The 20079-nt window shown below is 60.2% G+C and carries 20 protein-coding genes; 8 read left to right on the top strand and 12 right to left on the bottom strand.

Features of this window, described 5'->3' with window-relative positions; genetic code table 11:
- Positions 1-26: 26 nt before the first annotated feature.
- Positions 27-1040: a GlxA family transcriptional regulator gene (locus QPJ95_RS08865; protein ID WP_270917449.1), complete on the bottom strand. Its 1014-nt coding sequence runs from the start codon at positions 1038-1040 to the stop codon at positions 27-29.
- Positions 1041-1116: 76 nt separating this feature from the next.
- On the opposite strand from QPJ95_RS08865, the gene QPJ95_RS08860 reads away from it, so the two are divergent.
- On the top strand, positions 1117-1416 hold the full coding sequence (locus tag QPJ95_RS08860) for a DUF1294 domain-containing protein (protein WP_270917448.1): 300 nt from the start codon (positions 1117-1119) through the stop codon (positions 1414-1416).
- On the opposite strand, the gene QPJ95_RS08855 is transcribed toward QPJ95_RS08860, so the two are convergent.
- Positions 1396-1848 carry a GAF domain-containing protein gene (locus QPJ95_RS08855; RefSeq protein WP_270917447.1) on the bottom strand — a complete coding sequence of 151 codons (453 nt, stop codon included), beginning with the start codon at positions 1846-1848 and terminating at the stop codon, positions 1396-1398. The genes QPJ95_RS08860 and QPJ95_RS08855 overlap by 21 nt on opposite strands.
- Before the next feature lie 94 nt (positions 1849-1942).
- Entirely contained in the window at positions 1943-3115 is a 1173-nt protein-coding gene (locus QPJ95_RS08850; protein ID WP_270917446.1) for an acetyl-CoA C-acyltransferase, read from the bottom strand.
- 93 nt (positions 3116-3208) lie between these two features.
- Between QPJ95_RS08850 and QPJ95_RS08845 the strand changes: the two genes are divergently transcribed.
- From QPJ95_RS08845 to QPJ95_RS08835, 3 genes are all read left to right on the top strand, one after another.
- Positions 3209-3547, top strand: coding sequence for an STAS domain-containing protein (locus QPJ95_RS08845; RefSeq protein WP_270917445.1), 339 nt, complete (start codon positions 3209-3211; stop codon positions 3545-3547).
- 42 nt (positions 3548-3589) lie between these two features.
- Positions 3590-4027 carry an ATP-binding protein gene (locus QPJ95_RS08840; RefSeq protein ID WP_270917444.1) on the top strand — a complete coding sequence of 146 codons (438 nt, stop codon included), beginning with the start codon at positions 3590-3592 and terminating at the stop codon, positions 4025-4027.
- A gap of 271 nt (positions 4028-4298) precedes the next feature.
- Positions 4299-5876 carry a gamma-glutamyltransferase family protein gene (locus QPJ95_RS08835; protein ID WP_270917443.1) on the top strand — a complete coding sequence of 526 codons (1578 nt, stop codon included), beginning with the start codon at positions 4299-4301 and terminating at the stop codon, positions 5874-5876.
- 57 nt (positions 5877-5933) lie between these two features.
- On the opposite strand, the gene hspQ is transcribed toward QPJ95_RS08835, so the two are convergent.
- Positions 5934-6260, bottom strand: coding sequence for a heat shock protein HspQ (hspQ, locus tag QPJ95_RS08830; protein WP_270917442.1), 327 nt, complete (start codon positions 6258-6260; stop codon positions 5934-5936).
- An 84-nt stretch (positions 6261-6344) separates the two neighbouring features.
- On the opposite strand from hspQ, the gene QPJ95_RS08825 reads away from it, so the two are divergent.
- Both QPJ95_RS08825 and QPJ95_RS08820 read left to right on the top strand, forming a co-directional pair.
- Positions 6345-7226: an AEC family transporter gene (locus tag QPJ95_RS08825; protein WP_270917441.1), complete on the top strand. Its 882-nt coding sequence runs from the start codon at positions 6345-6347 to the stop codon at positions 7224-7226.
- A gap of 65 nt (positions 7227-7291) precedes the next feature.
- Positions 7292-7879 carry a transglycosylase SLT domain-containing protein gene (locus QPJ95_RS08820; RefSeq protein ID WP_270917440.1) on the top strand — a complete coding sequence of 196 codons (588 nt, stop codon included), beginning with the start codon at positions 7292-7294 and terminating at the stop codon, positions 7877-7879.
- Between the two features lie 90 nt (positions 7880-7969).
- Here the strand turns inward: QPJ95_RS08820 and QPJ95_RS08815 are convergent, their stop codons facing one another.
- From QPJ95_RS08815 to QPJ95_RS08800, 4 genes are all read right to left on the bottom strand, one after another.
- Positions 7970-8560, bottom strand: a complete 591-nt coding sequence (locus QPJ95_RS08815) for a LolA family protein (protein ID WP_270917439.1) — start codon at positions 8558-8560, stop codon at positions 7970-7972.
- A gap of 42 nt (positions 8561-8602) precedes the next feature.
- Positions 8603-11515: a DNA translocase FtsK gene (locus QPJ95_RS08810; protein ID WP_270917438.1), complete on the bottom strand. Its 2913-nt coding sequence runs from the start codon at positions 11513-11515 to the stop codon at positions 8603-8605.
- Positions 11516-11625: 110 nt separating this feature from the next.
- Positions 11626-12804 carry an aminotransferase class I/II-fold pyridoxal phosphate-dependent enzyme gene (locus QPJ95_RS08805; RefSeq protein WP_270917437.1) on the bottom strand — a complete coding sequence of 393 codons (1179 nt, stop codon included), beginning with the start codon at positions 12802-12804 and terminating at the stop codon, positions 11626-11628.
- 108 nt (positions 12805-12912) lie between these two features.
- The gene (locus QPJ95_RS08800; RefSeq protein WP_270917436.1) at positions 12913-14241 is read right to left on the bottom strand and encodes an amidase; all 1329 of its coding nucleotides are present in this window, start codon (positions 14239-14241) and stop codon (positions 12913-12915) included.
- Positions 14242-14329: 88 nt separating this feature from the next.
- Here QPJ95_RS08800 and QPJ95_RS08795 point away from each other — a divergent pair, with 88 nt between their 5' ends.
- Entirely contained in the window at positions 14330-15559 is a 1230-nt protein-coding gene (locus QPJ95_RS08795; protein ID WP_270917435.1) for a UbiH/UbiF/VisC/COQ6 family ubiquinone biosynthesis hydroxylase, read from the top strand.
- 80 nt (positions 15560-15639) lie between these two features.
- Here QPJ95_RS08795 and QPJ95_RS08790 read toward each other — a convergent pair whose 3' ends face one another.
- The 4 genes from QPJ95_RS08790 to QPJ95_RS08775 all read right to left on the bottom strand — a co-directional run bounded on the left by QPJ95_RS08790 (position 15640) and on the right by QPJ95_RS08775 (position 18515).
- The gene (locus QPJ95_RS08790) at positions 15640-15840 is read right to left on the bottom strand and encodes a Trm112 family protein (RefSeq protein ID WP_270917434.1); all 201 of its coding nucleotides are present in this window, start codon (positions 15838-15840) and stop codon (positions 15640-15642) included.
- The gene (locus tag QPJ95_RS08785; protein ID WP_270917433.1) at positions 15837-16478 is read right to left on the bottom strand and encodes an LON peptidase substrate-binding domain-containing protein; all 642 of its coding nucleotides are present in this window, start codon (positions 16476-16478) and stop codon (positions 15837-15839) included. Before QPJ95_RS08785 ends, QPJ95_RS08790 begins: the two co-directional genes overlap by 4 nt.
- Positions 16479-16505: 27 nt before the next feature.
- Positions 16506-17420, bottom strand: coding sequence for a thioredoxin family protein (locus QPJ95_RS08780; protein WP_270917432.1), 915 nt, complete (start codon positions 17418-17420; stop codon positions 16506-16508).
- Positions 17421-17726: 306 nt separating this feature from the next.
- Positions 17727-18515, bottom strand: coding sequence for an exodeoxyribonuclease III (locus QPJ95_RS08775; RefSeq protein ID WP_270917431.1), 789 nt, complete (start codon positions 18513-18515; stop codon positions 17727-17729).
- A gap of 318 nt (positions 18516-18833) precedes the next feature.
- Here QPJ95_RS08775 and QPJ95_RS08770 point away from each other — a divergent pair, with 318 nt between their 5' ends.
- Positions 18834-19943, top strand: coding sequence for a TauD/TfdA family dioxygenase (locus tag QPJ95_RS08770; protein ID WP_270917430.1), 1110 nt, complete (start codon positions 18834-18836; stop codon positions 19941-19943).
- Positions 19944-20079: the final 136 nt, after the last annotated feature.

Below are 20079 nucleotides of genomic sequence, written 5' to 3'. Positions count from 1 at the left end.
GCACGATTTCCGCCATATCCTGACGATTATCCATCATTTTCGACACAGCTATTTGTCCTTTGCCCCCCTGCCCCGCAGCGCTTGCGCAGGGCCATCGGAGTAAGTCCGAACTGTGCCTTGTACAGGCTGGAAAAACCGCTGGGAAAGCCGCAGGCCAGGCCAATTTCACCGACGCTGAGGCGGCTGTTCAACAGCAGGTTATTGGCCTTGCTCAGGCGAATTTCACGATAGAAACTGTTCGGCGTGGTGTCGAAACCGGCCCGGAACCTGCGCTCAAGCGAGCGGGCGGACAGGCCCAGTTGCCGGGACAGTTCAGCAATTGGCACCGGCTCCTCGATATTGTCCTGCATGATCTGAATGCAGCGGTCGAGCGCGGTGTCGCCGGTGGTGTTGCTGCGCGCCCCGCCAAAGGGCTGACGGGTCGAAAAGTCCCGAATTCTGTCGTGCAACAGAACATTGGCCACCGTCACCAGCGCCGCCGGTGAGATATGCCGCCCCATCAGGGTCAGCACCACATCCACAGTTGCCCCCATGCCGGCACAGGTCACCACCAGACCGTCTTCGCTGGCCAGCGCACTGTCTGCCTCGAACAGGCTGCTACGCTCGCGCATCAGCGCCGAGTTTTCCCAATGGGTTGACAGATGTTGCGCCGCCCCCCCTCGATCCTTGATATAACGGCTTGCGGCCTCGGCCAGGAGAAACACCTGCGCGCCGCGAAAGGTATAAGCCGAGATCAGCGCCGGCGGCGACAGCGCCGGGCAGTCGGGATCACTATTGCCGATGACAAAAGCATAGTCCGCCCCGGGCCGCTCAACACAGGGGGCTGAGTTGACAAAAGCCTCACAGCGGCTCTCGATCAGGCCGCCCCGGGCAGAACGATAGGTCCAGGCAAACTGCGGCTGCGCAGCGATCCGGTTGGCAATGCGCAGGGCATCCACGATGGCCGCCACCTCCAGCAGCACAAAGCCATCGGCGACGATAATGTCGATCTGCCAAACACGCGGTGTTTGCGGGGTGTTGATATTGGTGGAACTGGCCATGGTAAAAGTCCTAGAACATCCCAGATGAATTCTGCAACGTTAATTCAGACGTTGGCGAGCGACGAAAGAAGTGGTGATGATGGATTTTCCCTGGCTGGTCGTTCTACTGTATCTGCTGGCCATCAACACCCTGACGCTGGCTCTCTTCGCTCTCGACAAACACCGGGCGCGACACCGGCGGTGGCGGATATCGGAGCAGAGCCTGCTGCTATCCTGCCTTCTGGGCGGCACCCCGGGCGCCTATTGGGCGCGCAAGAGGTTTCGCCACAAGACCCGAAAACAGCCCTTTTCAAGCCAACTACACATGATCGCTGGGCTGCAGCTGCTTGCAGGTTTGGGAGCCATCTGGTTGATCCTATCGGGTAAAGACCTCTGACAGGATTGCGGTCAGGGCATCCGCGTCCTGCTGTGAAAAGGCATCGGGCAAATTGCTGTCGATATCAAACACCCCGATCAGCCCCCCAGCGCTATCATGGACCGGCAGCACCAGTTCGGACCGGGTTGAGCTGGCGCAGGCGATATGGCCTGCAAAAGCTTCGACATCCGCCACCAGCTGCGCCTTACCGCTGCGGGCCGCAGCGCCGCAGACGCCGCGCGAGAACGGGATTTTCAGGCAGCCATGACCGCCCTGGTAGGGGCCGATTTTCAACACCTCAGGTTCCGTCACCCGGTAGAAACCGGTCCAGTCAAAGCGATCATCGCTGTAGTGCACCTCGCAGGCTACTGTGGCCATCAGCGCCACCTGATCACTTTCGCCTTCGGTCAGGGCGGCAATGGTCTTGGCCAGAAAAATGTAGTCGACTTTCATAGGGTAACCTCAGGTCGGAGAGGGGCGGAGGGGGCCAGCCCCCTCTTGGCCTGACGGCCAATTCACCCCCGGGATATTTTCAGCCAGATGAAGATCAGACCCGTTCGATGGCAATGGCAGTGCCTTCGCCGCCGCCAATGCAAATGGCGGCGATGCCGCGTTTGAGGCCGCGTTTTTCCAGCGCATTCAGCAGCGTCACTATGATTCGCGCCCCGGAGGCGCCAATCGGATGGCCCAGCGCACAGGCGCCGCCATTGACGTTGACCACCTCGCGGGACAGGCCCATGTCACGCATAAAGGCCATCGGCACCACGGCAAAGGCCTCGTTGACCTCCCACAGGTCGACATCCTCCCGGCGCCAGCCGATACGCTGCATCAGCTTTTGCGCCGCAGGCACCGGCGCGGTGGTGAACAGACCCGGCGCCTGGGCGTGACTGGCATGTCCGAGGATTTTGGCGCGCACGGTCAGACCCTGTGCTGCGGCTGCCTCGGCTGAGGCCAGCACCAGCGCCGCGGCCCCGTCCGAAATCGACGATGCATTGGCCGCAGTGACAGTGCCGTCCTTGCGGAAGGCAGGTTTCAGGGTAGGGATTTTCTCCGGACGGGCCGATTTTGGCTGCTCGTCCGCATCAAACACCAGCTCGCCTTTCCGGGTCTTGACCGTAACGGGCGTGATTTCGCCGTCAAAGGCATTGCTGGCCTGCGCCTGCAGCGCGTTGGACAGCGAGCGCAGGGCAAATTCATCCTGCTCCTGGCGGCTGAATTGATAGGTTTCGGCACAATCCTCGGCGAAGGACCCCATCAGGCGACCCTTGTCATAGGCATCTTCGAGCCCATCCAGAAACATGTGGTCGATCACCTGATTGTGGCCGATACGGGCACCACCGCGCATCTTTGGCAGCAGGTAAGGCGCATTGGACATGCTCTCCATGCCGCCGGCAACCATTGTATCTGCATGACCCAGTGCAATCTGGTCATAGGCCATCATTGCAGCCTTCATGCCCGATCCGCACATTTTGTTCAGCGTGGTGGCGGGCACCGCCTCGCCCAAACCCGCCGCAAACCCGGCCTGACGCGCCGGAGCCTGCCCCAGACCCGCCGACAGAACGCAGCCCATCAGCAGCTCATCGACGGTTGCGGCCCCAGCCCCCTTCAGCGCGGCCCGAATCGCTGCGCCCCCGAGATCGGCAGCGGCGACCCCATCAAATATCCCCTGAAACCCACCCATTGGGGTGCGCGCGGCCCCCGCAATAACAACCTCGATCATGCTCTTCCCTCCCTTGGCTGAACCATGCATACAAAATGGTAAGGATTGCGGTCTAGACTGCGCAGTAACGAATTACCATTTTTGGGGGAAAAAATGAGCCTGACCAGCACAATGACGGAGAGTGGCCAGATTGTAACGGTGAACGCCGAACGTATCGATGCCGCAATTGCCATTCAGTTCAAGGAAGACATGCGCAGTGAGACGGAGGGCGGCGCAAGCCGGGTTATTCTGGATCTGTCTGAGGTTAAATTCATTGATTCCAGTGGATTAGGCGCGATTGTCGCGGCGATGAAACAATTGGGCAGCAGCCGGAAACTGGATCTCGCGGGGCTAAGCCCAATGGTCGACAAAGTCTTTCGGTTGACCCGTATGGATACCGTCTTTGATCTCTATGCCTCGCTGAGTGAAGCCACGGCTGTGCGCAATATCTAACAAATGGATTCGAAGGCGCAAATCGCGCAGATTGAGAACTTGATGGTCGCTTCCTTTGCCTGCTCGTTTCTGGCCACGGAACAGGATGCCCGCTGGGGCATCGGTACCGTGGTTGAGCGATTGCGCCGGATGGGATTACCCGAGGACCGTGCCGAAGACGTGCAAATTGCCCTGGCCGAGGCTGTCAACAATGTTGTCGAGCATGCCTATGCCGATACCACCCCCGGTGATGTGGACATCGGCTGCAGTCTGGACACACAACAGCTGTGGATCAGCATTGGTGACGCCGGGCGACCACTGCCCAGGGAAAACCTGACCATAGGCAAGCCCGCCGACCTGTCGGTCCCCCGTGAAGATCTGCCCGAGGGTGGATACGGCTGGTTTCTCATTCGCGAGCTGACCAGCCACATAAAATACGAACGCAATAACGGCAATAATCGGCTGTCGCTTTGTTTCGATGTTGGCAATACCTGCCGTTAACCACCGCCGCCAGTTGCTGTGCCACAAAACCGCCGCAAAATCGGCAAAACTGCGCCTTACCCCTGTGCTGATACTGAGCTGTAGCTGCTGATAGCTTCCCTCGGCGCCGCGCTCAACAGCCCCCACCCAGTGCGCGCCGCCGGGGAATTCAAACCTCCCCCATGTCCACAGTCAAAATCCTGCCCCGCCAGCGCAGATTGCGATTGTTTTGCGTATTGCCTTTCGATGCTCAACTTCTAATCTCCCGGCAACGATCAAGGGGACTCAATTGATGCGCGATTTTCAACTTCAGGGCAGGTCAGCCGTTTTTGCCGAGAACGGCCTTTGCGCGACCTCTCATCCACTGGCAGCCGGGGCGGCGATTGACATCCTGAAACGCGGCGGCAATGCGATGGACGCGGCCCTTGCCGGTGCTGTTCTGCTGGGCATTTGCGAGCCTCAAATGACTGGCATCGGCGGCGATTGTTTTCTGCTCTACACCCGCCCGGGCAGCGACGACGTGCTGGCGCTCAATGGATCGGGTCGGGCGCCAGCGGCAGCCAATGCGGCGCATTTGCGGGATCAGGGGCTGGATATCGTCCCACCGGGAAGCCCACATGCGGTCACCATTCCCTGCGCAATGGACGCCTTTTGTCACCTCGCTGAAACCGAGGGCAAGCTGGGCCTGGATGTGATACTGGAGCCGGCAATTCACTATGCCGAAGCCGGAGTTCCGGTGGCGCCACGCGTTGCCTTTGACTGGGCCAATGATGCGGCAACCCTGCAAGGAACTGCCAGGCAGGACTATCTGTTTGACGGCCAGCCGCCCCGCGTCGGTCAAATGTTCCGCTCTCCCGGCCAGGCCGAAGTCCTGCGTCGGGTCGCCCGGCATGGCCGCGATGCCTTTTATACAGGTGAGGTGGCCGACGACATGTTGGCGGCATTGCAGCAGCAGGGTGGTGTGCACCAGGCCGAGGATTTTGCCGACGCTGCCTGCAGCACCGAAACCCCGGTCAGCGGCAGTTACCAGGGGATGGAACTGGTCGAGCACCCGCCAAACGGTCAGGGAGCCACCGCCATTTTAATGCTCAACATCCTCAAGCATTTTGACATTGCCGGCATGGACCCCTTTGGCGCCCAACGGGTTCATATCGAGGCGGAAGCGGCCAAGCTGGCCTATGACGCCCGCAACCGCTTTATCGCCGATCCCGATCACATGTCACACTTGCAGCATATGCTGGCACCAGAAACAGCGGCAAAACTGGCGGCGCTGATCAACCCAGGCCGCGCCATGGCCGCCGCTGCCCCGCTCAGCGAAGCTGTGCATAAGGACACCGTGTATATCACTGTGGTCGACAAGGACCGGATGGCGGTGTCACTGATCTATTCCATCTTCCGCGGCTTTGGCACCGGCATCGCGTCGGAAAAATTTGGCATCTTGCTGCAAAACCGTGGATCTGGGTTCACACTGGAAGCGGGGCACCCGAATGAATTGGGCGGCAATAAGCGGCCCATGCACACGATCATTCCCGGCATGCTGCGCCAGGACGGCAAGGTTGTGATGCCGTTTGGCGTCATGGGCGGAGCCTATCAACCCAATGGTCATGCCCGGTTTATGTCCAACCTGACTGACTTTGACATGGATATTCAGGCGGCAATGAATGCGCCGCGTGCGTTTAGCGACAAGGGTGTTCTAAAGGTCGAACGGGGATATTCAGACAAGGTGCGCCAGCAGCTTGCTGATCTGGGCCACAGAGTTGAAATACCACCAACCGCGATTGGCGGCTCTCAGGCCATCCGCATCCGCAGTGATGGCGTGCTGGAAGGCGCCAGTGATCCGCGCAAAGATGGCTGTGCATTGGGCTACTAACCACCGCAACCCGTGTAGGGTGCGTGCTCGCACGCACCTTCCGCAGCGACAGCGCCGTCAGTTCAGTTGGAAATGCAGCGGATAGGTGCCGTCTGAAAACGGGCCAAACATATCCGGGATATCCGGATGATCCACCGGCTCGCCAGAATAATCGGCCACCAGATTCTGTTCAGACACATAAGCCACGTAATAGCTTTGGTCATTTTCCGCCAGCAAATGGTAGAACGGCTGTTCTTTCGACGGGCGGCTTTCCTCGGGGATCGCCTGATACCATTCGTCGGTATTGGTGAACTGAGGGTCGACGTCAAAAACCACACCGCGAAACGGGTGTTTTTTGTGGCGTACGACCTGCCCCAAATGATATTTCGCGCGTATTCTTAACATAGTCTTGCTGCCCCTATGCGCTACCACTACCCCGTAACCTAGGACCTTGTCCAACAATTGACATGACTATCGGGGAAACAGTCTGTGAACCTTTCTTTAACAGTGCTCGAAATCGTAGCACCGGTTTTTATTCTCGCAGCAACCGGCTTTGGCTGGGTTAAATTCGGCTTTGAGTACCGCATTCAATTTGTCACCCGACTGGCGATGACACTGGCCGTGCCCTGCCTGATTTTCACCGCCCTGATGAAGACCAGTCTGGACAAAGGCACCCTGGGCACATTCCTGCTGGCAAGCCTTGCGGGCTATGCCTTGATCGCACTGGTGGCTCAGGGTTTGGTGCGCTTTACCGGGCTGGATCGACGCACCTATCTGGCGCCTCTGATCTTTGGCAACACCGGCAACCTCGGCCTGCCACTGGCGCTGTTTGCCTTTGGTGAGGCCGGGCTTGGCTACGGCGTTGTGGTGCTGGCTGTGTCCTCGGTTCTGTCCTTCACCTTTGGGATTTACCTGGTGGCGGGCCAGGGCGCTGGCCGCAAGGTGCTGAAGGAACCCATGGTCTGGGCAACCCTACTGGGGGGCTTGTTCCTGTGGCAGGACTGGCAAACGCCGCAGTTCCTGACAAATGCACTGGATCTGATCGGCCAGATGGCGATTCCGCTGATGCTGATTACGCTGGGCGTTGCCGTGGCCCGGCTGACCCCCGGCAAGATCTCTCGGGCGGTTGCCCTGTCACTTGCAAAACTGCTGATCTGTGTCGCTGTCGGCTGGGGGCTGGGGCTGATATTTGCCCTGGATAAAGTGGCTTTTGGGGTGCTTGTCTTGCAATTGTCGACCCCGGTGGCCGTCACCTCGTATCTGCTGGCGGAAAAGTTCAACGCAGATTCCGAGGCGGTGGCCGGCATGGTCGTGGTGTCCACCCTGATGGCGGTCGTGGCGCTGCCGCTACTGCTGGCCTTGGTTGTGTAAATGTGAATTTGTCCACCGGTCATTTTTTGCTATAGTCAGAAAAAAAATAAAGTAGGCAGAGGCAAATGAGCAGAATCATGAGCGCCCTGATCGCGTTGTTGATCATGGCATCCTGTGGCGGTGGCCAAAAATCGCCGCCGCGCAATCTGGACAATGCGTGCAGCATTATCAGCCAGAAATCCGATTACCTGAAAGCGTTCAAAGCGGCCGAGCGCCGCTGGGGGGTTCCGGTGCATGTGCAAATGGCGACCATCTATCAGGAAAGTCGCTATCGGGCGGATGCCCGCACGCCGCATAAATATGTGCTGGGAATCATCCCCATGGGCCGGGTCTCCAGCGCATATGGCTTTTCACAGGCGCTGGATGGCACCTGGGACGAATACCAGCGTGAGGCCGGCCGCCGCAGTTCCAAGCGCAATCGCATTGGCCACGCCACCGATTTCATCGGCTGGTACATGAACAAGACCCGTGCGAAAAACGGCATCGCCCTGTCGGATGCCCGCAATCAGTATCTTGCCTATCACGAAGGCCACACCGGCTATGCCCGGGGCAGCTACCGGTCCAAGCCCTGGCTGTTGCGGGTGGCGGACAAGGTTGATGCGCGCGCCGATATGTACCAGCGCCAGCTGGCCAATTGCCGCAAGTTCAACTGAGCCGGACAAGCTGAAAATGCCCGGCGACCGCGCCGGGCAGTGCCGCAATAACCATGTAGGTGATCTTGTCGGCGTAAGGGCAGATGCCCCTTAGCGCGACGCCCTGTTGGACGAGGTGTCAAACAGTTTGGATGGCAACTGCATTCCCGTTTCCAGCGGCCCCAGTATCACTGTGGTCCGGCCACCGCTGTTGTCATGCACCACCCATTTTCGCAGCTCCACCGGATCGCTTGTGAACATCAGCTCCAGGCTGCCGTAATCCGGATGCTCGGGGTCCTGCGTCTGCACCACGGTTGTGGTGCCGTCAAAGCCGTGGCCAACAACCATATTGGCCTGTTTCAAATCCACCCGACGGGCCAGTATAACCGAGAGCGGCGTGCGTCTGAGCGGATAGGTCTCGGGGGGCTGGTTGGATTTCTTGTCAAAGATCGCCACCGCACCGGCACCGGCGACCACGGTGCCAAAATCCGGCGGATCATATTCAAACCGCATCCGGCCCGGCCGGTGGATATACAGCCTGCCGGTGGACAGGCTGCCATCATCGTTGATCTGAGTGAAACTTGTCTGGGCCGTCTTCAACCCATTCAGATAGCCGGAAATTTCAGTCAGGCTCAGCTTCTCGGCGGCCCAGGCGGCGGGGGCGCAGGCAATCAGCGCCAAAGCAAATGCAATCTGTTTCATAGATCCTACATAAGCCTTGTGCGCCAGATGTGAAGAGCCGTGTTACTGCGGCTCGGGTATCAGAATTTCTCTTTTACCAACGTGGTTTGCAGGTGAAACAAGGCCTTCGTCCTCCATCTGCTCAACCAGTCTCGCGGCCTTGTTATATCCGATGGCGAGTTTCCGCTGAATATACGAGGTGGAACATTTGCGGTCACGGGTCACGATCTGCACTGCGGTGTCATACAGCGCGTCCTCAGTCGTGGTATTGCCCCCGGTCAGCCCCAGCACCGCATCAATATTGCTGGCCTTATCGTCATCCGGCGCATCGAGCACATTGCTCATGTATTCCGGCGGGCCAAAGGCCTTGAGGTGATTGACGATCTCCTCAACTTCTTCGTCCGAGACAAAGGGACCGTGGCAGCGTGTAATCTTGGCGCCACCGGCCATATACAGCATGTCACCCATGCCCAGCAGCTGCTCGGCGCCCATTTCACCCAAGATGGTGCGGCTGTCGATTTTTGAGGTCACCTGGAACGAGATCCGGGTCGGGAAGTTGGCCTTGATGGTGCCGGTGATCACATCAACCGAGGGCCGCTGAGTGGCCATGATCAGGTGGATACCCGAGGCCCGCGCCATCTGCGCCAGACGCTGGATGCAGGCCTCGATTTCCTTGCCGGCCACCATCATCAGGTCAGCCATCTCATCGACGATCACCACGATATAGGGCAGCACCTTGGGGGCGAACTCTTCGCTCTCGAACACCGGCTCGCCGGTGTCATCATCAAATCCGGTCTGCACCGTGCGGCTGAACATCTCGCCTTTGTCCAGGGCCTCGCGCACCCGGCCGTTATAGCCTTCGATGTTGCGCACGCCCATCTTGGACATCTTGCGATAGCGGTCTTCCATCTCGCCGACGGTCCATTTCAGCGCCACAACCGCCTTTTTCGGATCGGTCACCACCGGCGACAACAGATGTGGGATGCCGTCATAGACCGACAGTTCCAGCATCTTGGGGTCGATCATGATCATCCGGCATTCGGCTGGTGTCAGCTTATACAGCAGCGACAGGATCATGGTGTTGATGGCCACCGATTTACCGGAGCCGGTGGTACCGGCAATCAGCAGGTGGGGCATCTTGGCAAGATTGGCCACCATCGAATCGCCGCCGATGTCTTTGCCCAGCGCCAGCGGCAGGCTCATGGTGCTGTCACCAAAATCACGCGAGGCAAGGATCTCGCGCAGCATCACTTTTTCGCGGTTCTCATTGGGAAGCTCGATGCCAATCACCGAGCGGCCGGGCACCGTGGACACCCGCGCCGACAGCGCCGACATCGACCGGGCGATATCATCGGACAGGCCAATCACCCGACTGGCTTTCAAGCCCGGCGCTGGTTCCAGTTCATACATGGTGACCACCGGACCGGGACGCACCGCGACGATCTCACCCTTGACGCCATAATCGTCCAGCACGTGCTCCAGCATCCGGGCGTTTTCTTCCAGCGCGTCGTCACTCAGGTGATGGCGCTCGATACTATCGGTGCTGGCCAGCAGATTCAGCGGCGGCAGTTCAAAGCCGTCGTCGCTGTCCTCAAACCCCAAACCGGGCTGCGCCTCGGCAATGGCGCGGGCCGAGGGCAGCACCGGTTTCAGCACCGGCAGTTCTACCACCGATTTACGCGGCGCTGCCACCGGCAGCTCCATCGGCGCGAGCGGCATGACCGCCACCGGCGGAGCCATTGGTGACGGGGCCACCATGGCATTTTCTGGCTCCAGCTCAGGACTGTCCGGGGCTATGACCGGCGCCGTGACCGGTAGCGACACAGGCATTGCCGTCATCGGCGGCACGGGCATAGCCGTCATCGGCGGCTCGGGCGGCAAACCGTCCAACGGCGACTGGGGATTGAACACCAGCGGTTCGGGGCGGCGGCCACGGCCCTTGGTCAGGGGCAGGTTTGGATCATGCTCGGGCAACAGATCAGCGGCTCGGCGCTCGCGGACGGCATCGGCAATCTTGGCCGCAATCCGGTCATCTCCGGGGGCAGCATCCAGTTCAACCGTCGAATGGCGCTCAACCAGTTCCGGCTCGGGCATGGTGATCGTCTCGCTGCGGCGGATCATCGACGGCATCCGCGACAGCAAACCTCCACGCTCGGGGGTCGGTTCTTCGAGAACATCCTCCGCAGGTTCCGAGGCGGCCTCAGCGGCAGGCACCGCCCCATAGCGATCCGTGGTATCGATCACCTGCAGTTCATCGTCGGCATCGGCAGCACGTTGTGCGCGTTGGGCGCGATAGGTCATCGCCGCCTGCAACCCGCCAGTGGCACCCCGCCCCAGAAGATTGGCCAAGCCGGCATAGGCCATCACCACTCCGACCAGCATGAAGCGGCCGCCACGGGCCAGCTCAGGACGGGTGAACCCCAAGACAAAGGCGCCCAAAGTCAGCATGCTCAGCGCAGTCAGCAGTGTCATCAGTTTGACGGTGATCACATAGTTGATAGGCGACAGGGTCAGCAAAGCCCCCATAACAGTATCGCCGAACAATCCTCCCAGGCCAAAGTTATGGCTCACCTCCCAAATCGCATCAGGAACCAGATTGGCGGCATAGACAGAACTCAGCGCAATGGCGATTGGCGCAAATATCGTCCGGGGCATCGCCCGGTCTTCGCCCCAATGCAGCACAAACCGGGCGCCCCACATCAGCAGTATCAGGGAAATCGCCCATGCGCCTTTGCCGACAATCATGAACAACAACGCGGTAATCGAGGCACCGGGCCGCCCCAGCCAGTTTTGCACGGGAGCGTCGGTCGACACCCACCAGTTGGGGTCGTCCGGGGTATAAGATCCAATCATAGCCGCAGCCATCAGGCCCAGCATGATCAGCGCGATGCCGATCAGCTCCTTGCCCCGTTTTTCGATCGCTGCCTGCATATTACTGTCCAACAGCGGATCGCGACTGCGTGTTTGAAATGCCATGCCTACCTCGGTTCCTCATTTGGGCCATGCCTGCTGTTTTCGCAGGTCGCGGGCCCGGTCTTTTCTATGGGCGCAGCAACGGCCGACTGCTCGGGCCGTCGCGGCGCAATTCAGTACAGACAGCTGCGCAATTTCGTCAGCGCCGCCTCTGTTTGATCTTTCGGCGCCACCAGAGCGACGCGGATAAAGCCCTTGCCCGGATTTTGCCCGTCCGCATCCTGCGCCAGATAGGCACCGGGCAGAACCCGCACGCCGGTCTGCTGCCACAGCGTCAATGCAGCGGCCTCGCCATCCGCGACCGGCAGCCACAGGAAGAACCCAGCTTCGGGGGCCATATAGCCCGGCAATCCGGAGAACACCCGATCGGCGATCTCATATTTTTCCACATAGAGCGCCCGGTTTTTTACCACATGGGCCTCATCCGACCAAACCCGGGCGGCGGCGGCCTGCAGTGGCAGAGGTAAAGGCGCGCCAGAATAGGTGCGCAACTGTTTGATCCGCGCCATGTTCTGCGGCCCGCTGGCAATCAACCCTGAGCGCAGCCCCGGCAGGTTTGACCGCTTGGACAGCGAATTGAACAGCACCACCCGTTCCGGGTCGGCGCCCAGCTCTTGCGCCACGGTCAACGCGCCCAGTGGGGCAGTGTCACGGTAAATCTCCGAGTAGCACTCATCTGCGAAGATCTTGAAATCATAGCGCTCGGCCAGCTGGATCAACTGGGTCCAATAGGCGCGGTCAGCCACCGCGCCCTGCGGATTGGCGGGCGAGCAGATATAGGCAATTGCGGTGCGGTTCAGCACCTCTTCGGGCAGGCTGGCATAGTCTGGCAAATGGCCACTGGCCTGCGTGGCCGACACAAAGACCGGCTCAGCCGCCACCGAAAGGGCGGCCAGCATATAGACCTGATAAAACGGATTGGGGATCAGCACCGCCGGCTTCAAACCAGCCTTCTGCTCAGGGCACAGGGCCATTGCCGCGTTATACAGCCCCTCGCGGGTGCCATTCAGCGCCATAACTTGCGTTTCTTTGTCCACCACCACGCCATAGCGACGCTGGATCCAGGCGCTGATTTCACCGCGCAGCTGGTCCGTGCCCTCATTGGGTGGATATTTATTAAAGCCGGCGGCGTTTTCGACAATGACATCCGTAACCCACTGAGGAAACGCGTGTTTTGGTTCCCCAATGGTCATATGGACCACATCCCCACCCGGAGTGTGATGATCCAATAGCGTCCGCAAGCGCGGAAACGCATAGGCCGGAAGGTTCGAAAACCGCTCGGGAAAATTCATGTGTTAAGCCTCAAGTCCGGGATCATTTTCGCCCCGTTTTCCATAAGATACAGACCGGGCGGCAATCCGTCCAGACGCCCACAGCCAGTGAATTGGTTAATGTGGCTTTCAGGCCAAGGCCCGCTCAATCGCCGTTCCAAGCCGCAGCAGCGCCGCCTCTCCGTCGGGCTGCCCCAGCACCTGAAGCCCACAACTGGCAGTGCCTACCGGTAGCGACAATGCGCAGAGCCCCATCAGATTGCCAATCCGGGTGTTGCGCAGCGCCATCAGATTGGCGTGAACGTAATAGTCATCCTCGCTCAGCAGTCGCGCCATGTTCGGCGGCAAAATCGGTGAGGTCGGGCACAGCACCGCGTCAAACCCCGAGCTCGCCTGATCCCAGACCATGCGGATCTGCTCTATCCTGGCCCAGGCGGCCACATAGTCCGCGCCGCTGACATCGCCGCCGGCCCGGAACCGCTCCAGGATGGCCGGGAACATCAAATCGGGCGAGGCCTCGATCACCTCTTTCCACAACCCGTAGGCCTCGGCGGTGAACAGCACGCCGCTCAGCGCCATTGCCTCGGGCAGCTCTGGCACCACCAGCGGCACCACCTCGGCCCCCGCAGCCCGCAGCCGGTCCAGCGCCATTTCATGCGCTGCCCGCACGGTGTCATCCAGATCATCCAGCGCCACGGTTTGCAGGTCGGCAAACCGGCGCCCCTTTAGGCTGGCGCCGCGCAGATCGGCAGCGGGCGCTCCCTCAAGCACCCCCAGAAACAGCGCCGCATCTTCGACGCTGCGGGCCAGCGGGCCGACGGTGTCGAATTTCAGGCACAGCGGCACCACGCCCTCAAGACTGATCCGCCCCGAGGTGGTTTTCAGCCCAACCAGATCATTCCACGCCGATGGGATACGCACCGAGCCGCCGGTGTCGGTGCCAATACCGCAGGCCGCCAGCCCAAAGGCAACCGAGGCCGCCGCGCCAGACGAAGAGCCGCCGGGCACCGCATCACCGTCGTTGATACAGGGCGGCGTTTCCTTGACCGGGTTCAGCCCCAGCCCGGAAAAGGCCAGCTCGCTCATATGGGTTTTGCCCAGACAGACGGTGCCCATGGCGGTGGCGTTGCGCAGCACCAGTGCATCTTGGTCCGGCACCCGGCCCAGCAACAGGTCCGACCCCGACTCGGTGCCCACTCCGGCGCTGTCGTACAGGTCTTTCCAGCTGATCGGCACCCCGTCCAGCATTGAGCGGCGCTGGCCGGCGCGGGCGCGTTTGGCTGCAGCGGTGGCTTCACTCAGCGCCCGGTCATGGGTGACGCGGGCATAGATCCGGTCGCGCAGGGGATGGGCGTCGATGGCCTCCAGATAGGTATGGGTCAGTTGCAGCGGATCGATCTCGCCGCACTCAATACCCCGACCCAGATCCGCCGCGCTCATTTTCAACCAGTCCGACATGTCTTATGCGCTCCCTTTAGCTGTCAAAGCGACGGTAGCGTCACTGCCGCCCATGGACAATCCCGAACACAGGCGCATAGTGCGGCGCATGAAAAACACATCCGATATCCTGATCGTTGGCGGTGGGTTGAACGGCCCGGCGCTGGCGCTGGCGCTGGCCCAGACCGGCTTTTCCGTCACCGTGATCGACGCGCTGCCGCAGGCCAAATTGCAGGACAGCGCCTTTGACGGTCGCAGCTATGCGCTGGCCCTGGCGTCGCAGCGGTTGCTGCAACAGGTCGGCGTATGGCAGCATGTGGGCAGCGATAACGCCCAACCGATGTTGGAAATCAAAGTCACCGATGGCCATGCCGGGCAAGGTCCGTCACCGTTCTTTATGCACTTCGATCATGCCGAAATCGAAGACGGCCCGATGGGCTATATGGTCGAAGACCGTTTCCTGCGCCGCGCCCTGATCACCGCGATGGAGGCCGAGCCCGGCATCACCCTGATCAACCAGCGCCGGGTCGAGGCGCAACAGGTGGATGTCAGCGGTGTCACCCTGACGCTGGATGGTGGCGATACCCTGCGCGGCCGGATGCTGGTCGGCTGCGACGGTCGCAACAGCGGCACCGCCCAACGGGGTGGCATCAAGCGCAGCGGCTGGGACTATGGCCAGACCGCGCTGGTCTGCGCCATCGACCACGAAAAACCCCACCACGGCATTGCCCATCAGTTCTTCATGCCACCCGGACCATTGGCGATTCTGCCACTGCCCGGAAACCGGTCCTCCATTGTCTGGAGCGAGAGCACCGACACGGCCGCAGCGATCCAGGCGCTGGATGACGTCGGTTACATCGAAGCCCTGCGCCCCCGGTTTGGCGATTTTCTGGGCAAGATCAGCCTGGCCGGCCAGCGGTTCACCTATCCGCTGAACCTGACCCTTGCCAATTCTTTTGTCGGCGATCATCTGGCGCTGGTTGGCGATGCCGCCCACGGAATGCATCCCATTGCCGGACAGGGCCTGAACGCCGGGCTGCGCGATGTTGGGGCACTGGCGCAGGTGCTGACCGAGGCCAGCCGCCGCGGCGAAGATTTTGCCTCGGAGCTGGTGCTACAGCGCTATCAGGAGTGGCGTCGGTTCGACACCGCAACGCTGGCCGCCGCGACCGATCTGTTCAACCGGCTGTTTTCAAACGACAACCCGATACTGCGGTTGGGCCGCGATATTGGTATGGGAATTGTCGGCTCTCTGCCCGGCCTGCGCCGCAGCTTCGTGCGCGAGGCGGCTGGCCTGACCGGCGACCTGCCCAAGCTGTTGCAGGGCAAAGGGATTTAATCGCAACTTACCGAACCGGAGAGCCGGGCGCGGCCCGTTCACGCCTGAAAGGATCGCCCGGATCACTTTCTAGACGGCGATCATTCCAGCACGCGGGCCTCGTCCAGCAGCATCACCGGAATGCCATTGCGGATGGGAAAAGCCAGATTGGCCGCCTTGGACACCAGTTCCTGCGCCTCGGCATGATATTCCAGCACCGTGTGGGTCTTTGGACAAACCAGTGCCTCAAGCATATGACGGTCAAAGGCGGGGGTCTGAGTCTCGGTCCGGGTCTCGGTCATTGCAGCATTTCCTCGCTGGAACCGCCTCGCAGGGCAAATTCGATCAGAGTGGTCAGGGTTTCACGTCTTGTGGCAAGCCCCGGCGCCTCTAGCAAGGCCTGTTTGTCCTCGGGGTCAAAGTCCAGCATCATCGACAGCGAGTTGATCAGCAGCTCGTCATCCGCGTCCTTTAGCACCTCCCAGTCGGTCGATAGGCTGCGCGACGAGAAAAACCGCTCCAGCAGATCAAGGAACTCGGGCCGATCAAACCGGCAGTCATCCTCAACCCGGCCCAAATCCCGCTTATAGCCATCCCAGCTGACCTGACAGCGCCGATAGGGCGTAAAGCCATCGGTTTCTTGCTCGATCCGAAACCGGGACACCCCCGACAGGGTGATCAGATAGCGCCCATCCTCGGTTTCAGAGAACTGGGTCACCCGTCCCGCACAGCCAATATCGTGTAGGCCTTCGTCACTGCCCTGCCCGGCAAAGGGCTGCACCATGCCGATCAGCCGCTGCGGTGTCTTCAGGGCGTCTTCCAGCATCATCAGATAGCGCGGCTCGAAAATATGCAAAGGCAGCCTTGACCGGGGCAGCAAAAGCGCCCCGGGCAGAGGAAACACGGCAACCGTGTCCGGTAAGTCTGTGGACTGGATCATTGACTTGAAATTAGCCCTCAGCCGGGATTAGGCAAATATCATCGAGCTCAATTTGCGGCGACCGTTAAGAACAATCGGATCTTCCGGCTTCAGAGCGTCAAAGACGGTAAACAACTGAGCCTTGGCAGCTCCGTCATTCCACTCCCGATCGCGCCGGAACAGTTCCAGCAATTCCGCAACCGCCGCCTCGGCATCGCCGGCAGCATGCAGCGCCTGAGCCAGATCAAACCGCGCCTGATGGTCCGTCGGATCCGCATCAACGGCGCTGCGCAATTCTGCCACCGGACCGGCGTTTTCAGCTTGCCGCGCCAGCTCGATCTGCGCCCGGACAGCCTCGATCTCGGTGGCTTCGGCAATCTCGGCCGGGGCGCCGTTCAGCACCGCTTCGGCCTGATCCGCGTCACCGCCCGCCAGATGGGTCCGCGCCAGGCCGCCGTAGGCGGCTGCGTTTTTATCGTCTTCGCCAATCACCGCCGCAAAGATCTGCGCCGCGTCCTCGGCCTCGCCCTCGGCCAGCATTGCTTCAGCAGCCTCCAGAGCATCGCCCAGACCGCCGTCAGCAGCGCCGCCGCCAGCTTCGACAATCTTTGCAACAAAGGCGTCAATCTCAGACGGCGGCAAAGCCCCCTGAAAGCCATCAATCGGCTGGCCTTGGTAGAAGGCAAAAACAGCCGGGATCGACTGCACCCGCATCTGGCTGGCGATCATCTGGTTTTCGTCCACATTGACCTTGACCATGGTCACCGCCCCCTTGGCGCGGATGACAGCGGCTTCCAGCGCCGGGCCCAGTGTCTTGCAGGGGCCACACCAGGGCGCCCAGAAATCCACGATTACAGGCACCGTCTGCGACGCCTCAACCACATCCTGCATAAAGGTCGCCTCGGTGACGTCCTTGATCAAATCTGCTGCCGGGGCCTCGGCCCCACCAATAATATCCATCATAACCTTGTTCTCCACTTCGAGCTTGTCCTCTATATGAAAGCTGCCGAGCAAGAAACCAAGAGTGGAGTTGCGCAAATGCCCTGCCCCCGAATGGATATTTTTGCTCTTTGTGCGCGAATGATGGCAATGGGTGCTATCGCCAATTCCCAAAAACCAAAAGCTCCCGCGCCTGCAGGTGCATCGGCTACGCCGATTGACCTTAGCAGCCTTGGGCGTGGCGCCGCGCTTTGCGCGGCGCCACGCCCAACGGGAGGAACGCGTCCCTTGGGGCGCTGACGACGGGCGGGAGCCGCCCCTTTTGCTGTGTTAAAGGTCGAAGCTGGCAAAAACCGGGGCGTGGTCGCTGGGTTTTTCCCAACCCCTTGCATCCCGCAGGACCCGGCTCGAATGCCCTGCCGCCGAAATATCGGAGGTGGCCCAGACATGATCCAGACGGCGTCCCTTATTGGCTACATCCCAGTCTTTGGCACGGTAGGACCACCAGCTATACAACAATCCCTCGGGGATATCCTGACGGGTCACATCCACCCAGTTGCCAGCCTCCTGAACCGCCGCCAGAAGATCAACCTCAACCGGAGTGTGGCTGACCACTTTGAGCATCTTCTTGTGATCCCAGACATCATCAACGCGCGGTGCAATGTTCAGATCGCCCACCAGAATGGCCTTCTCGGGCGTCTCGTTGTGGAACCAGTCCCGCATATCACTCAGGTAATCGAGCTTCTGGCCAAATTTCTCATTGATCTCGCGATTCGGTTTGTCGCCACCAGCAGGCACATAGAAATTGTGGATGGTCACCCCGTTTTCCAACCGCCCGGCAATGTGGCGCGCATGATCCAAGCCGCCGAACTGCTGGCTGCAGACCTCTTCGATGGGCAGTCGCGACAAGATTGCAACGCCGTTATAGCCCTTTTGGCCGCGCGCAACCATGTGGCGGTAACCCAGCTCGGCAAAGCCATCCAACGGGATCTTGTCCACCGGGCTTTTACATTCCTGCAGGCACAGCACATCCGGCCCCTGTTCCGCCAATAGCTTTAGCACAAGGGGTTCGCGCAGGCGGACCGAGTTGATATTCCAAGTGGCAAGAGTAAAGGACATGCGCGTCTCATCTGTTGGGTCAGGTCAATTTCGAGCAAGTCTGCCCGTCTGCGCAGGGCGACACCAGTGCCGAATGGCATGGGCACAATATTTGTAGCAAGGCGTGGATTGTTCTTGCGGTTTGACCGTTTCTTGCTCAAATGCCCGCAGTTCCAAAAGATGTTGAAACGGAAATCGGACATGACTGCAGTGTTGGGGAGACTCCCCGGACACCCCTACACAAAGGTGCACGACTGGTGGCCACCGCCACAGACCGCATAGCCGGGCTGCGGCCCGGACTCTGATTCCCACAACATTTTTCTTTTTGGAGGTCTCCAAATGAGCAACGCAACTTTGCGTCCCGATACCGCTATGGTTCACATCAGCTGGCCGGACGGCAGCAATGCCGATTTCCCTTACATCTGGCTGCGCGACAATGATCCGGCAGCGTTTCACCCCCAGACCAAGGAACGCACCGGCGACCTGACCAGTTTCTCGCTGGATGTCTGCCCGGCCAAAATCGAAGCCGATGATAATAGCCTGACGATCTGGTGGGCCGACGAGACCACCGTCAGCAGCTTTGACATGGGCTGGCTGCGTCAACACCGCCCCGGCAAGCGCGCAGCCGATCCGGCGCATACAGGTTTTGGCCTCTGGCGTCAGGATCTGGGGGCCGAGGGTGTGCCCCGGGTCCAGGCGGACCAGGTGCTGAACTCTGACAGCGCGCTGCAAGACTGGCTGGTAAAGACCCAGGTCTCAGGCTTTTCCATTGTCGAGGGTCTGGCCGATAATACCGATGCGGGCATGGATGTGGCCCGCCGCATTGGATTTCTGCGACAGACCAACTTTGGCCTGACCTTCGAAGTGCAATCCAAACCCAACCCAAACAATCTGGCCTATACCTCGATCGCGCTGCCTTTGCACACTGATCTGACCAACCAGGAACTGCCGCCCGGGTTTCAGTTCCTGCACTGTCTGGCCAACGAGGCACAGGGCGGCGGGTCGCTGTTCTGCGACGGCTATGCCATTGCCGAAGACCTGCGGCAGTTGGACCCCGAGGCCTTTGAGCTGCTGTCGACGGTGTCGATCCCGTTCCGCTTCCATGATGAAGATACCGACATCCGAAGCCGCAAGAAAGTGATCAATCTGGACGAGGACGGCCAGGTAATCGAGATCTGCTTTAACGCCCATATTGCTGATGTGCTGGATCTGGAGCCCGCGTTGATGACCCGGTACTACCGGGCCTACCGCCAGTATATGATCATGACTCGCGCCGATGCTTACCTGGTCACGCTGAAACTAAAAGCGGGTGAGATGGTCGTCTTTGACAACCGACGGGTGCTGCACGGACGCGAGGCGTTTGATCCACAAACCGGGTTCCGGCACCTGCATGGCTGTTACGTCGACCGCGGTGAGTTCGAAAGCCGCCTGCGGGTTTTGAACCGCTGAGTCGAGAATAAAAAAAGGCCGGGCTCAGAGCCCGGCCAGTCCAACAGGGAGGTGCATATCATAACCCGGATATGCGCGGGGTCTCGTTAGAATCTAGGTAGGTGTTTATTTGTCATATTAAATACCTAGGCTAAGA

Source organism: Parasedimentitalea psychrophila, from assembly GCF_030285785.1.
Lineage (GTDB): Bacteria > Pseudomonadota > Alphaproteobacteria > Rhodobacterales > Rhodobacteraceae > Parasedimentitalea > Parasedimentitalea psychrophila.
Note: the sequence above shows the minus strand (reverse complement) of the source record. Positions and strands in the feature narration are given on the sequence as shown.

What these genes read in the sequence shown, in the direction of transcription:
- QPJ95_RS08850 (WP_270917446.1), bottom strand. Translation starts at nt 3,115, where the DNA reads ATGATCGAGGTTGTTATTGCGGGGGCCGCGCGCACCCCAATGGGTGGG.
- QPJ95_RS08845 (WP_270917445.1), top strand. Translation starts at nt 3,209, where the DNA reads ATGAGCCTGACCAGCACAATGACGGAGAGTGGCCAGATTGTAACGGTG.
- QPJ95_RS08785 (WP_270917433.1), bottom strand. Translation starts at nt 16,478, where the DNA reads ATGATCCAGTCCACAGACTTACCGGACACGGTTGCCGTGTTTCCTCTG.
- QPJ95_RS08855 (WP_270917447.1), bottom strand. Translation starts at nt 1,848, where the DNA reads ATGAAAGTCGACTACATTTTTCTGGCCAAGACCATTGCCGCCCTGACC.
- QPJ95_RS08800 (WP_270917436.1), bottom strand. Translation starts at nt 14,241, where the DNA reads ATGTCGGACTGGTTGAAAATGAGCGCGGCGGATCTGGGTCGGGGTATT.
- QPJ95_RS08775 (WP_270917431.1), bottom strand. Translation starts at nt 18,515, where the DNA reads ATGTCCTTTACTCTTGCCACTTGGAATATCAACTCGGTCCGCCTGCGC.
- QPJ95_RS08815 (WP_270917439.1), bottom strand. Translation starts at nt 8,560, where the DNA reads ATGAAACAGATTGCATTTGCTTTGGCGCTGATTGCCTGCGCCCCCGCC.
- QPJ95_RS08780 (WP_270917432.1), bottom strand. Translation starts at nt 17,420, where the DNA reads ATGATGGATATTATTGGTGGGGCCGAGGCCCCGGCAGCAGATTTGATC.
- hspQ (WP_270917442.1), bottom strand. Translation starts at nt 6,260, where the DNA reads ATGTTAAGAATACGCGCGAAATATCATTTGGGGCAGGTCGTACGCCAC.
- QPJ95_RS08835 (WP_270917443.1), top strand. Translation starts at nt 4,299, where the DNA reads ATGCGCGATTTTCAACTTCAGGGCAGGTCAGCCGTTTTTGCCGAGAAC.
- QPJ95_RS08865 (WP_270917449.1), bottom strand. Translation starts at nt 1,040, where the DNA reads ATGGCCAGTTCCACCAATATCAACACCCCGCAAACACCGCGTGTTTGG.
- QPJ95_RS08860 (WP_270917448.1), top strand. Translation starts at nt 1,117, where the DNA reads ATGATGGATTTTCCCTGGCTGGTCGTTCTACTGTATCTGCTGGCCATC.
- QPJ95_RS08805 (WP_270917437.1), bottom strand. Translation starts at nt 12,804, where the DNA reads ATGAATTTTCCCGAGCGGTTTTCGAACCTTCCGGCCTATGCGTTTCCG.
- QPJ95_RS08795 (WP_270917435.1), top strand. Translation starts at nt 14,330, where the DNA reads ATGAAAAACACATCCGATATCCTGATCGTTGGCGGTGGGTTGAACGGC.
- QPJ95_RS08810 (WP_270917438.1), bottom strand. Translation starts at nt 11,515, where the DNA reads ATGGCATTTCAAACACGCAGTCGCGATCCGCTGTTGGACAGTAATATG.
- QPJ95_RS08770 (WP_270917430.1), top strand. Translation starts at nt 18,834, where the DNA reads ATGAGCAACGCAACTTTGCGTCCCGATACCGCTATGGTTCACATCAGC.
- QPJ95_RS08840 (WP_270917444.1), top strand. Translation starts at nt 3,590, where the DNA reads ATGGTCGCTTCCTTTGCCTGCTCGTTTCTGGCCACGGAACAGGATGCC.
- QPJ95_RS08820 (WP_270917440.1), top strand. Translation starts at nt 7,292, where the DNA reads ATGAGCAGAATCATGAGCGCCCTGATCGCGTTGTTGATCATGGCATCC.
- QPJ95_RS08790 (WP_270917434.1), bottom strand. Translation starts at nt 15,840, where the DNA reads ATGACCGAGACCCGGACCGAGACTCAGACCCCCGCCTTTGACCGTCAT.